We start from the raw sequence: 12,404 nt of genomic DNA on the forward strand, positions 1-12,404 counted from the left end.
GGCTAGCTCGCCCCCGCGGGAAGCTCAGATGCTGGTCTTGGCGCAGTCATTGTCTTGAGCTTTTTGCGCACTGGCTCGTCGAAGTGAATGGCGACGATGCCCGCCATGATGATAATCGCTATCACGACGACCATCCCAGCTGCCGGAGAGGCCGGGAGGTCAAAGCCCTTTTGCCGCAGTAAATGCAGCAACTCGAAGATGGGGGCGTGCAGTATATAAATCGGATAGGAAACGATCCCCAGCCAACGGAATGCCAGCCCGATTAGGCCGGTCTGCCTCGTGCGCATTGCGACCCAGACAATGGCCGGGAAAATCACGAAGCATACGAAAAGATCAAAATAGGGAAAACCGTAGAATGTGCTCGCGGGTATATTCGTGATCACAATCAGCAAACCACAGAGGAAAATGCCGATGGTATTGCCTCTATTGACCGCATTCGGCCTCCGAAGTTCGTGCAACCTCCGAAGGCAGATCCCGAGCGAGAACGAGAACAAAATTCTCGAGAAGCCAAATCCGAAATAGCCCGCCTGATGGCCAATGTCGAAATTGCCCCCAAGGGCACCGTACAAGGTGATAGCCGCTGTTGCGAGGGCGATGGCGAGCAAGATTCTGGACGATAGTCGCACCAGAAGAACGGAAAACAGCACTCCGGCCCAGAGTTCGAAGAAGAGCGACCAACTGGGCCCGTTCAGAGGAAAGGCGCCGCCCGTGCCTGCGTTTGGAATGAACAGAACCGCCTTCAGAAGAAGTCCGGCCAGGGTGAGGCAATCGAAGCCGAATTGAATTCCATAGCTGACAAGGCCAACAGGCAGAGAAAGCAGATATACAGGATAAAGCCGAATGATACGCTGCAGCAGAAATCCTGCAGGCGAAATCTGTCCCGTTGCCAGTTGCCATTCGTATGAATTCGCAAGCACGACGCCGCTCAAAAGAAAGAAAAGGTCAACGGCAAGGTAGCTGATGTTGACAGGTATCGGACCAAGCGTGCCGCCAGTGTGTAGGAACATGACCACGATGGCCGCGATTCCTCGCAACGCTTCAAGTGCCGTGAAAAACTGCTTGCCTGTATTCAACCCGCCAATCCCCCGCTGACGGATTTTTACTCCAGCACGATTTCAAAATGGTTAGTGCAACGAATCCAAGTGCCGGGCAGTGTTTCATCCAGCCAAGAACAGCGCTTCAAATGCCTTTGCTGTCGGCATCCGGCATCATCTGCACGCCGTTGATCCGGTAGCTGCCGTCCGGCTGTCGGGTCATCTGATAGATCGCCGTCCAATCCCTGCCGTCGCGGCCCGATATCAGCACCTCGTGGTAGATCAGAGCGCCGTTATCGATCGAGCGGCTGCGGCCAAAGGCGTAATTGCCGGGATGATAGACCGGCTCGTAGCTCTTCTTCACCATGGCGAAGAACAGGTTCTTGTCGGGATACATCGCCTTAATGGCGGGAGCGGCGAAGGAATAGGCGGTCTCGGCATCCTCGTTGAGGAAGGCTTTGATCTGCTCCTCGATCATCGTCCGTGTCGTGTCGATCGGGTCTTCGGCGCGGGTTGAGACGGTGGAGACGAGGGACGCGGCACACAGGATGAGAACTGCGAAGAAGGCGCGCATGGATGATCTCCGGCTCTGTCGGAGAAAGATCCCCGACAGTGCGGAAGTGTAGGCGATTTCCGGCGCAATTCCAGCAAAACTGCGCAGCCGTGTTACGACCAGCGCCGGAACAGGGCGCTGGCATTGACGCCGCCGAAACCGAAGCCGTTGGTGATGGCATAGTCCATCGCCAGCGGCCGCGCCGTCTTGCCGACGATATCGATGCCGTCGGCGGCCGGATCGACTTCATTGAGGTTGCGGGTCGGCGGCGCGAGTTGATCGCGCAGCGCAAGAATGGTGAAGATTGCTTCCAACCCGCCGGCCGCGCCGAGCAGATGGCCGGTCGCCGACTTCGTCGCGCTGACGGCAATGGCGCCGTTGCGGCCGAAGACCGTGCCGATCGCAGCGATTTCGCCTTTGTCTCCGACCGGTGTCGACGTCGCGTGCGCATTGAGGTGCCGGACCTCCGAGGCCGGAATCTTCGCCTGCCTGAGTGCTGCCTCCATCGCCCGGCGCGCGCCATTGCCATCTTCTGGGCCTGCGGTCATGTGGTAGGCATCCGCCGCCGTGGCGTAGCCGACGAGTTCTGCAAGCGGTGTGGCCCCGCGGGCCAGCGCATGGTTCAGCGTTTCGATCACCAGGATGCCGGCGCCTTCGCCCATGACGAAACCGTCGCGCGCTGTGTCGAAGGGCCGCGAGGCCAGTTCCGGCGTCTCGTTGAAGCCGGTGGAAAGCGCACGCGCGGCGGCAAAGCCGCCGAGGCTTACCTTGTCGATGCAGGCCTCGGCACCGCCGCAGATCGCCACATCGGCTTCGCCGGAGCGGATCAACCGCGCCGCATCACCAATAGCCTGGACGCTGGCGGCACAGGCCGTCACCGGCGCGCCGAGCGGACCCTTGAACCCATAGCGGATGCTGACCTGGCCGGCGGCGAGGTTGACGAGGAAGGAGGGCACGGTGAAGGGCGATAGCCGCCGCACGCCTCGCGTCTCGCCGATCCGCACTGCTTCGGCGATCGCAGGAAAGCCGCCGACGCCCGAAGCGATGATCGTTGCGGTGCGTTCACGGCTGCCTTCATCGGTCGGCATCCAGCCTGCCTGCTTCACCGCCTCCTCCGTCGCCGCCATGGCGAACTGGATGAAGCGATCCATTTTTTTCTGGTCCTTCGGCGTGATGGAGCGGTCGGGGTCGAAACCAGCCTCGACATCCTCGATGAGGCCGGGGACGACACCGCCAACCTTGGCCGAAAGCTCGCCGACGACATCGGCCGGCAGCACCCTCAGACCGGAGGCGCCGTCGACGAGACGTTTCCAGGCAGGCTCGACGCCGGTGCCGAGGGGCGAGACAAGTCCCATGCCGGTGACAACGATGCGATCCATGGTATTTTCCTCTCTATGCGTCGATGCCGAGATACCAGGCGCGCATGCGGGCGATCCGCGCACGCACCTCGTCGTCGGCGGCTGGTCCAGCGAGCAGGCTGGTGTTTTGGGGCGTTACTTCTTCGCCGGTTCGTGCGTCCACAAGGACCGTCTCGCGCGCTTTGCCGGAGGCGGCGTCGCTGAGTAGAAAGGCGAGATCCTCTTCCGGAATGTGCCGACTTCCCCAGGAAAACAGCGCCATCAGCACCGGAAAGAAATCGCGCCCCTTTTCTGTCAGCAGATATTCGTAGCGGGCAGGGCGCTGCTGGTAGAGCCGTCGTTCGAACAGCCCTTCATCCGTCAGGTGTTTCAGCCGTCGCGTCAGGATGTTCGGGGCCACGCCGAGGCTTTTTTGGAAGTCGTCGAAGCGCGACAGCCCCTGGAAGGCGTCGCGCAGGATCAGGATGCTCCACCAGTCGCCGACGCTGTCCAGCGCGCGCGCCGCCGGGCATTTGAATTGGCTGAAACTTGTCCGCTGCATGGCAGATGTCAGTACAGGAGTGACTATCATCATGCAAGTAACATATGCGTAGGAAAGCTCTATATCCCGTCACCTCCGAAGAAGCGGGCGAGCAGGATGCCGGTGACGAGCATGCCAGCCGCGGCGAAGATCGTATCGCCCGGAGTGCCGATATAGAGCGGCCCGATATTGGCAAAGAGCAGGAAGGCGATGAGGAAGTTCGCCCAGCCCCATATGACATTCACCGTCGGCGAACTTGGATTGGCGAACGGGGTGCGGAAGCGCCGGCCGCTGGCGCCGTTGACGAAATGCGGGATGCCGTTGACCAGAAAGGCCGCGGCGATGAAATGGGCGATGTAGGCGATCCAGGGCAAAGGGTTCTCCTGACCTGCGCGAGTGGCGTCACAGGAGAATGTGGCCGGGATCATCCGGCCGGCAAGAGGAGGTTATGGCCTTCCGCAGGCTGCTTAGACGAAGCCGAGCGGCAGTTTTTCCAGTTTTCTGTCGGCGCCGTAATCGCGTTCATGTGGGGAACGACGGCGGCCGTCACCGCGCGACGAAAGGTCGATGCGGTTTTCGGCGAAGATCCCGTCGGAATAGGTGCCGGTATCATGGCAATCGGCGTCGATCTTGGGAGCAAGGATTTTCAGGATCATCGAGGTTCCTCCACGGCGCAGCAACAACATGCGGAAAGGCCGCCTGGTTCCAATATAAACTCCGAATTATTAATAAATTAACCATAAAAGCCAGCCGAGTTTCAGCGGATCTGACCCTCGGCGCAGCATGCACAGCATGGAAATGGCGTCGTTGTGGAACTCCTGCTGCTGATCGCCGTTGGTTTGGCATGAACACAGGAGGCTCCCATGCAGTTGATCGATACGCGCGTGACACAGTCCGGCAACTTCTTCATTGTGGAATTCCTGGGCGAGGGAGGAGAGTCGATTGCCGTCAAAATCAACAATTCCCATGGCGAGCTCGACAGTTCGACGGCGCTCGACCACGCCAAGGTGATGATGGTTCAGCTGACCGCCTTTCCGGGCCGCAACGCGGACGGCAGCATCAACCGGTACGACGCCCTGAGCAACGGCAATTTTGACGAAGGCAGCAAGGGCCTCGTCGGCCAGCCGAGCGCGCGTTCCACCCACGATAGCGAAACGCTGGAAGAGGAGCTTAACGAAGGTCTCGAGGACACCTTTCCGGCAAGCGACCCCGTTTCGGCGACGGTATCGTCCATTCCCGCCAACGCGCCGCGGCATTGATCTCCATCCGATCCCGCAGGTTAGCCGGCTCCCGATGCGGGAGCGGCCTGCGCCTGTGTGACGGATTGACGTCAAAACTGAAAAACAGCTGAAAACCGCAGCTGTCTGATTGACATGGGAGCCCTCTAGAGAGGGGCCGAGAAGGGAGCGTCCAGGAGACGCTTCCGAGGTTCTCGGAGACGCGCGCGCCCCATGAAAATCATTCAGATCACCGACACGCATTTCAGCCCCGGCAAGCCGCATTTCAACGGCAACTGGGCACCACTTTTAAGCTGGATCGAAGAGACCGGCGCCGATCTGATCGTCCATACCGGTGATCTCACCGTCGACGGCGCCGACAAGGACGAGGACATCGTCTTCTCGATGGATCTCATGCGCCAGGTATCGATCCCGATGCTAATCGTTCCCGGCAATCACGATGTCGGCCACCTCAAGGGTTCGGACCAGCCCGTCAATGCCGAGCGGCTGGCCCGCTGGCGCAGCGTCGCCGGCCCCGATCGCTGGCTGGAAGATGGAGCCGGCTGGCGCTTCATCGGCTTGAACGCGCTGCTTCTCGGTCATGAGGACGATGAGGAGCAGGCGCAGTTCGAATGGCTCGAGCGGGCGCTTGCCGACAGGGCCGGGCGGCGCGTGGCCCTGTTCGCGCATAAGCCGCTGTTCGTGGATGCACCCGACGAAGGCGATACCGGCTATTGGAGCGTCCGGCCGGCTCAGCGCCAGCAGCTCTACGAGCTGATCGCCGCCCATGACGTGGCTCTTTTCGCCAGCGGCCACCTCCATTGGGCCTGGCAGGGCGGCTTCGGCAACACCCAGCTGACATGGGGGCCGTCGGCGGCCTTCATCATCGATAAGATGGAGCGGGAAATGCCGGGCGAGCGCCTGATCGGCGCCGTCGTCCACGAGTTCGATACGTCGGTCGCAAGCGCGATCGTCGCCGTGCCCGGCATGACCGCGCATGTGCTCGATGACGTCGTTCACGAGGTCTATCCCCAGGCGGTCAAGCAGCGGGAACCGGTGGAATGAGCGCGCTCTCGCTTCGCGGCATCACCAAGTCCTTCGCCGGTAACCAGATCCTGAATGGCGTCAGCCTCGATGTCGGCGGCGGCGAATTCATCGCGCTGGTGGGTCCCTCCGGCTGCGGCAAGAGCACGCTCCTGCGCGTGCTTGCCGGCCTCGACCACGCCAACGGGGGCGAGATCCTGATCGGCGGGAAAGATATGTCGGGCGTGGCAGCCGCCGACCGCAACATCGCCATGGTCTTTCAGTCCTACGCCCTCTATCCGCATCTGACGGCGTCGCAGAATATCGCCGTGCCGTTGGCGATGCGCCGGCTGTCGAACATGCAACGGCTGCCCTTCATCGGTTCGTTGATGCCGAGCCAGCGCGCCATCCGCGCAGCGATCGCCCGCGACGTCAGGGAAATGGCGACATCACTCAAGATCGAACACCTGCTCGACCGCAAGCCCGGCCAGATGTCCGGCGGTCAGCGCCAGCGCGTGGCGCTCGCCCGCGCCATGGTGCGCCGGCCGAGCATCTTCCTGATGGACGAGCCGCTGTCCAACCTCGACGCCAACCTGCGCGTCCACGCCCGGGGCGAGATCGTCGACCTGCATCGCCGCGCCGGCGTGCCGACGCTCTACGTCACCCATGATCAGGCGGAAGCGCTGTCGATGGCGGATCGCGTCGCCGTGATGATGGGCGGCCGGTTGCTGCAGATCGCAAGCCCCGAGGTCATCTATGACGATCCCGCCCATATCGAGGTCGCCCGTTTCATCGGCCAGCCGCGCATCAATCAACTGCCGGCGGAAGCCGAAGACGGTGTGGTTGCCTTTGGCGACCTGCGCCTGACGCTGGAAAACTCGCCCGCCGGCAAGATGCCGGTCACGCTCGCCATTCGCCCCGAGTTCGTCTCTCTCGACCGGAACCGCCAGGACGGGCTTGCCGCCCGGATCGAGCGCGTCGAGTTCCTGGGATCGGAGGTCATCCTCCATTGCCGTCTCGATGCGATCGGCGAGACCGTGATCGCCAAGGTTCAGCCGCCGGAGGCTGCAGGCCTCGCCGCCGGCGATCCGGTCGGGCTGCGGCTTGCCACAGGCCGGACGATGGCTTTCGCCAAGGATGGCAGCCGGCTGGCCGCTCGCGCGGAGGCCGGCAATGAGCTCGCCGCAGGCGATATCGCGCGGGAGAGGGCGCATGGCTAACGTCGTTTCCATGGGCGTAGTTGGCAATCCCGCCGTTGCACATCGGAGCAGCGAGGCCCGCATCGCCTGGATGCTGGTGCTGCCGGCGATCGTGCTGCTGTTCCTCTTCGTGCTTTTGCCGGTCGCGGCTGTCATCTTCCTCGGCTTTACCGATTTCGAACTCGGCTACGGCAAGTTCCGCTTCGTCGGCTTCGAGAATTACGCGCATCTGATCACCGACCGCACGTTCCGCAAGTCGCTCTGGAATACGACGGTCTATACGGCGATCGTCGCGCCCGTCTCGATCCTTCTCGGCCTCGGTATCGCCATGCTGATCGAGAGCGAGACGGCGGCGCGCAGCTTCTTCCGCACCGCTTATTTCCTGCCGGTCGCCTCACTGATCGTCGCTATGGCGACCGTCTGGCAATATATGTTTCATCCGACCATCGGACCCATCAACGCGCTTCTGGCATTGGCGGGATTGCCAGGGCCGAACTGGCTGGGCAGTTCCGGCACGGTGCTCTACAGCCTCTCGATCATCGGCGTCTGGCAGTCGGCCGGCTTCAACATGGTGTTGTTCCTGGCCGGGCTGACGGCGATCCCGCGCGAACTTTACGCGGCAGCCGAAGTGGACGGCGCCAAATCCGCCCTCGATCGCTTCCTGCTCGTCACCTGGCCAATGCTCGGGCCGACGACGCTCTTCGTCATCACGATCAGCATCACCAACGCGGTGAAGGTCTTCGAGACGGTCAAGACGCTGACGGAAGGCGGGCCGAACAAGGCGTCGGAGGTGCTGCTCTTTACCATCTACCAGGAAGGTTTCGTCTACCTGCGCGTCGGCTACGCCTCGGCGATGACCGTTGTCTTTCTCCTGATCCTCGTGGTGCTGATGTTCCTGCAGTTCCGCATCCTCGATCGGCGGGTGCATTACACATGACGCGCGCTTTTTCCCTCGGCCGGATCATCCGCCTGACGCTGCTTTCCCTGGGCGCGATCATCTTCCTTTCGCCCTACGTCTTCATGATTTCGGCGGCAGGCAAGGCGCAGAGCGATATTTTTACCTCGTCGCTGTCGTTGATCCCGGCGCACCTCACCTATGCGGAGAATTTTGCCAGGGCCCTGAGCCGGGTGCCGATGGCGCGGCTCCTGTGGAACGGCGTCGTCGTCTGTGGGCTGATCTTCTTCTTCCAGGTGCTGGTGGCGATCCCTTGCGCCTATGCGATGGCGAAGCTGCGCTTTGGGGCCGCACGTGCCATGATAGTGCTGGTCATGCTCGGCCTGCTGGTGCCGATCCATGCGACCGCCTTGCCGCTCTATGTCGCCTTCGACCACGCCTCGCTGCTCAACGGCTACGCCGCCCTCGTTGCGCCCTTCACCATTTCGGTCTTCGCGATCTTCATGTTTCTGCAGTTCTTTCGCGCCATGCCGGATGATCTCATCCATGCTGCGCGTCTCGACGGCATGTCCGAGCTCGGCATCGTCGCTCGCGTCATCGTGCCGAATGCCTGGCCTGCAGTCACTGCCTTCGCCATCTTCTCGGTCGTCGCGCACTGGAATGACCTCTACTGGCCGCTGGTCGTCATCAGCAGGCAGGACTACGCCACGCCGCCGCTCGGGCTGATGTATTTTCGCGCCGCCGAAGCCGGCGACGACTACGGCGCGCTAATGGCCGCCACCCTCATGATTACCCTTCCCCTCGTCATCGCCTTCCTGCTTGCGCAGAAGCGTTTCGTCGAGGGCATCACCATGACCGGTCTCAAAGGCTGATCGGTTCAACTCAGGAGAACGAGCGATGAAACATATCACCCAGCTTCTCGCCGCAGCGGCCGTATCCCTTGCAATCGCGCTTCCGGCGCATGCCGAGACGACGCTGACGGTTCATTACCCGATGCCGGGCTTCTTCAAGGACGTGATGGACACGATCTCGAAGAAATTCATGGCTGAGAACCCCGACATCAAGATTCAGTTCGCCAGCCCGTCCGCGACCTATGAGGAAGGCATCCAGACGATCCTTCGTCAGGCCGGCACCAGCGAAATGCCCGACATCACCTTTATCGGCCTGAACCGCCTGCGCATGCTCGACGAGCGCGACGTCGCCATCGATCTCGGCCCGCTCGTCCAGAAGGACGGCAACATGGCCGAGCAGGGCTTCTCTGACACGATCCTCAAGCTCGCCCAGGTCAAGGGCAAGCAGGTCGGTCTCGCTTTCGCCACTTCCAACCCGATCATGTATTACAACGCCGATCTCGTGAAGGCGGCCGGCGGCAATCCCGATAATCCGCCGAAGACCTGGGACGAGGTCATCGCGCTCGGTGGTAAGATCAAAGCGCTCGGCAACGGCGTCGACGGCATCGATTTCCGCTGGCAGGGCGATGACTGGATGTTTTCCGCGCTCCTCTTCGGCGCCGGCGGCAAGATGCTGAGCGACGACGAAAGCAAGGTCGCCTTCAACGGTCCGGAGGGCAAGAAGGCCGTCGAAGTCCTGCATCGCCTCGTCACCGAAGGCGGCATGCCGGTTTTCACCAAGCCCGCCGGCGAACAGGCTTTCGCGGCCGGCAAGGTCGGTTTCGAATTCCAGACGACGGGCGCCTTGCGCAATACGATCAAGAACGTTGGTAACAAGTTCGATCTGCGCACCGCCAAGATCCCGCTGATCGATCCGCTAAGCGGCCGCTTGCCGACGGGCGGTAACGCCGTCGTCATCGTAACGCATGACGCCGCCAAGCAGGACGCCGCCTGGAAGTTCGCCAAATTCGCTGCCGGCCCTTGCGGCGCCTCGGTCGTCGTGCCCGGCACCGGTTATGTCCCGAACAACGAGCTCGCCGCCAAGTCGCCCGAATATCTCGGCGATTTCTACAAGCAGAACCCGCTGTTCCAGGCTGGCCTCAGCCAGATGCCGGTGATGATCCCCTGGTATGCCTTCCCCGGCTCGAACGGCGTCAAGGTCACCCAGACGATCGTCGACAACCTCTCGCGCATCGTCGACCAGTCGGCCGAGCCGAAGGAAGCGCTCGACGACGCGGCCGCTGATGTCGAGGGCATGCTGCCGCGCAGTTGATCGCTTTTCCGATAAGGAAAGAGTTGGGCCGCTACGCCGAGCGCAGGGCGGCCCTTCTTGTTTTCAAGCGTCTCAGATGGGCCGCACCGTGCCGCCGCGGCGCAGCGTAAAGGCGACATCGAGATGGCGGGCAGGGGCGGCATTCTCCGCCATGTCGAGAAGCAGCGAGGCCGCCGTCGCCCCCATGCTGGCATCCGGCATTTCAATGGTCGTCAGCGGCGGATCGATCAGCCGGCCGATGGCGATGCCGTCGAAGCCGGCGACCGAAATATCCCCAGGCACCGAAAGCCCCTCACGCTTCAGCGCGCCAATGACGCCGAGCGCCAGAAGATCGTTGGAGGCGATGATCGCCGTCGGCGCAAGCGCGGTCATGATGGTGCTGAGATCGAGCTGGTCGTAACTGCCGACGAAGGGGATCTGCACGGCATCGAGTGGTGCCAGCCCGGCCTCGGCCAGCGCGTCGAGATAACCCTGGTAGCGAAGCCGCGCCCGGTCGGAGGCGGCGAAATTGCCGGAGAGGAAGAGAATGCGGCGATGGCCCCTGCCGATCAGGAAGGTGGCGATCTCCCGGCCGGCGCCGCGATTGTCGGCGGTGACCGCCGCCGGAAACTGTGCCGTCGGCCGGTTGTGGAGCAGCACGGTCGGCGGCAGCCTGGCAAGCAGCGCCTCGCTGGTCGACGGATCGCAAACAGTCAGGATCAGCCCTGTCGGTCGGTCGTTCAGCAGCGCCGCGACGGCATCGGCCTCGCGTGCCGGATCGTAATTCGACTGGGCGATCAACACGCCATGGCCGGCGACCAGCATGCGGTTCTGGATGCTTGACAGCGACGAGGCAAAGACCGGATTGGTGATGCTTGGAATTAAGACGCCGACCACCGGCCTGCGGCCGAGCCGTCCGGCCGCATGATAGCCGAGTTCTGCGGCGGCGCGGCGCACCCTGCGCACCATCAGATCGCTGGCTGGTCCGTTGCGGCTGAGAACTCTGCTTGCGGTCGCCAGCGAACATCCTGCCCGGAACGCGACCTGCTGCAATGTCGCCATCAAAAGCACCTCGCATCAATCCAATTCATTGCGGGGAGCTTTAAAGGGTTTCGATGACATTGATCTGACACTTCACTGCGGCGATCGGGGAGGGCGCCGGTCAGAGGCGGCGCCGCGCCGTTTCTCACCCCAAAGAAGCAATGCCAGGACACCGCTGAGCAGACCGAGAGATAGTGGCAGACCCTGAGGCCCGATCAGCTGCATCGCCAGTCCGGCCGCCGGCGAGCCCGCCATGCCGCCGATGCCCCATGCGAAGGCGAAGGCTGCATTGCCGGCGAGCAGGGTCCGGCCGTTGAAACGCTCGCCGAGCTCGATCAGCGATGTGGTGTAGAGCCCGAAGGAGACACCGCCCCAGACAAAAACCAGCGGCCAGACGAGCCAGGTGTTGAAGATGAACGCCAGCAGCAGGCAGCCGGTGAGGCAAGCCAGCACACAGAACAACATGGTCCGCGGCGCGCCGAACCGCTCGGCCGCCCGCCCGAGCAGGATCTGCAGTATGGCATTGCCGGCGACGAAACAAGTGATGAGCGAAGCGATACGCTCCTCGGCGCTGCCGAGTACCGTTCCATAAACGGTGAACAGGGAAAGCAGGATCTGCTCGAAGGCGGCGGCGGTGAAAACCGCAAACAGCAGCAGCGGCGCCAGCGCGAAGAAGCCGCCGACCGACGTTGCCTTGCCTTCGTCGGGCATGTCAGGCAGGTGTGGGGCAACGGCAAGCACGATCAGGCCGCAGGCAAGGAAGGCCGTGATGCCGATCGTGAAGGGGGGCCAGCCTTCCGTGCCGGCGAGGCCCAGGGATAGTGGGCCGATGCCGAAACCAGCCGAAACGATCGATGAATAGAGGCCGAGGATTCGGCCGCGGCGCGGTGCCGGCGTGATCGTGATCAGCCAGGTTTCGCTGATCACGTAGAGCGGATTGGCAAAGAAGCCGAGCAGGAAACGCAGCGGCATCCAGGCCCAGACCTGCTGGGTCCCGGCAATCGCGACCAGGGTAAGGGCAGCCAGGATCGAACAGAGGATGGCCAGCCGCGCCCCGCCTACGCCTCGCGAAAGCGCCGGAATGAGGGGCGCCGATATGATGAAACCCAGTGGCGTCATCGCTGCCGAGAGGCCGATCAGACCTGATGTTATTCCCTGTCGCTCCAGGATGAAACTCAGCAGCGGGTAGGTCAGTCCCTGCGCCGCGGCAAACACCGTCACCGTCGCGATAATGCCGGCCATCGCAATCCATGGAATCCGATCCTCGCTCTGTGATGTCGTGCTTGCGGTGGTCATGCAGATCTCCTCCTTGATCAATGGTGGGTCGAGCCCATGAGTTGAAAGAGGATGGAATTCTGCAGGATAGGGGGAGCGGCGTAATTAAGCCTCGCCAAAACGTTCTCAAAAACTTCCAAACGGACT

14 protein-coding genes are annotated in these 12,404 nt (G+C 62.4%); 6 read left to right on the forward strand and 8 right to left on the reverse strand.

The window, feature by feature from the left end:
• Positions 1–2 precede the first annotated feature (2 nt).
• From HJB91_RS14450 to HJB91_RS14475, 6 genes are all read right to left on the reverse strand, one after another.
• Positions 3–1,073, reverse strand: coding sequence for an acyltransferase (locus tag HJB91_RS14450; RefSeq protein WP_221155074.1), 1,071 nt, complete (start codon positions 1,071–1,073; stop codon positions 3–5).
• Between the two features lie 106 nt (positions 1,074–1,179).
• A complete protein-coding gene (locus HJB91_RS14455) occupies positions 1,180–1,608 on the reverse strand; it encodes a DUF4864 domain-containing protein (protein ID WP_210631360.1) in 429 nt (142 codons plus the stop codon).
• 92 nt (positions 1,609–1,700) lie between these two features.
• A complete protein-coding gene (fabF, locus tag HJB91_RS14460; RefSeq protein ID WP_221155076.1) occupies positions 1,701–2,966 on the reverse strand; it encodes a beta-ketoacyl-ACP synthase II in 1,266 nt (421 codons plus the stop codon).
• Between the two features lie 13 nt (positions 2,967–2,979).
• A complete protein-coding gene (locus HJB91_RS14465; protein ID WP_210631358.1) occupies positions 2,980–3,486 on the reverse strand; it encodes a helix-turn-helix domain-containing protein in 507 nt (168 codons plus the stop codon).
• A gap of 59 nt (positions 3,487–3,545) precedes the next feature.
• Positions 3,546–3,839: a hypothetical protein gene (locus HJB91_RS14470; protein ID WP_210631357.1), complete on the reverse strand. Its 294-nt coding sequence runs from the start codon at positions 3,837–3,839 to the stop codon at positions 3,546–3,548.
• A 93-nt stretch (positions 3,840–3,932) separates the two neighbouring features.
• Entirely contained in the window at positions 3,933–4,121 is a 189-nt protein-coding gene (locus HJB91_RS14475) for a hypothetical protein (protein ID WP_221146612.1), read from the reverse strand.
• Positions 4,122–4,328: 207 nt separating this feature from the next.
• Here HJB91_RS14475 and HJB91_RS14480 point away from each other — a divergent pair, with 207 nt between their 5' ends.
• From HJB91_RS14480 to HJB91_RS14505, 6 genes are all read left to right on the forward strand, one after another.
• On the forward strand, positions 4,329–4,724 hold the full coding sequence (locus HJB91_RS14480) for a hypothetical protein (RefSeq protein WP_210631355.1): 396 nt from the start codon (positions 4,329–4,331) through the stop codon (positions 4,722–4,724).
• Positions 4,725–4,916: 192 nt separating this feature from the next.
• Entirely contained in the window at positions 4,917–5,747 is an 831-nt protein-coding gene (locus HJB91_RS14485; RefSeq protein ID WP_221146613.1) for a metallophosphoesterase, read from the forward strand.
• Entirely contained in the window at positions 5,744–6,925 is a 1,182-nt protein-coding gene (locus HJB91_RS14490; RefSeq protein ID WP_221155078.1) for an ABC transporter ATP-binding protein, read from the forward strand. Before HJB91_RS14485 ends, HJB91_RS14490 begins: the two co-directional genes overlap by 4 nt.
• On the forward strand, positions 6,918–7,841 hold the full coding sequence (locus tag HJB91_RS14495; RefSeq protein WP_210631352.1) for a carbohydrate ABC transporter permease: 924 nt from the start codon (positions 6,918–6,920) through the stop codon (positions 7,839–7,841). Before HJB91_RS14490 ends, HJB91_RS14495 begins: the two co-directional genes overlap by 8 nt.
• Positions 7,838–8,671 (forward strand): carbohydrate ABC transporter permease, encoded by an 834-nt coding sequence (locus tag HJB91_RS14500; protein ID WP_221146614.1) that lies wholly within the window; start codon positions 7,838–7,840, stop codon positions 8,669–8,671. Before HJB91_RS14495 ends, HJB91_RS14500 begins: the two co-directional genes overlap by 4 nt.
• Positions 8,672–8,696: 25 nt before the next feature.
• On the forward strand, positions 8,697–9,962 hold the full coding sequence (locus tag HJB91_RS14505) for an ABC transporter substrate-binding protein (protein ID WP_221155080.1): 1,266 nt from the start codon (positions 8,697–8,699) through the stop codon (positions 9,960–9,962).
• A gap of 72 nt (positions 9,963–10,034) precedes the next feature.
• Here the strand turns inward: HJB91_RS14505 and HJB91_RS14510 are convergent, their stop codons facing one another.
• Together HJB91_RS14510 and HJB91_RS14515 are read right to left on the reverse strand one after the other, a co-directional pair.
• The gene (locus tag HJB91_RS14510; protein ID WP_221146616.1) at positions 10,035–11,003 is read right to left on the reverse strand and encodes a substrate-binding domain-containing protein; all 969 of its coding nucleotides are present in this window, start codon (positions 11,001–11,003) and stop codon (positions 10,035–10,037) included.
• A gap of 72 nt (positions 11,004–11,075) precedes the next feature.
• Positions 11,076–12,278: an MFS transporter gene (locus HJB91_RS14515; RefSeq protein ID WP_259669919.1), complete on the reverse strand. Its 1,203-nt coding sequence runs from the start codon at positions 12,276–12,278 to the stop codon at positions 11,076–11,078.
• Between the last annotated feature and the right edge of the window lie 126 nt (positions 12,279–12,404).

It is taken from the genome of Rhizobium sp. NLR10b (assembly GCF_019685435.1).
Taxonomy (GTDB): Bacteria; Pseudomonadota; Alphaproteobacteria; order Rhizobiales; family Rhizobiaceae; genus Rhizobium.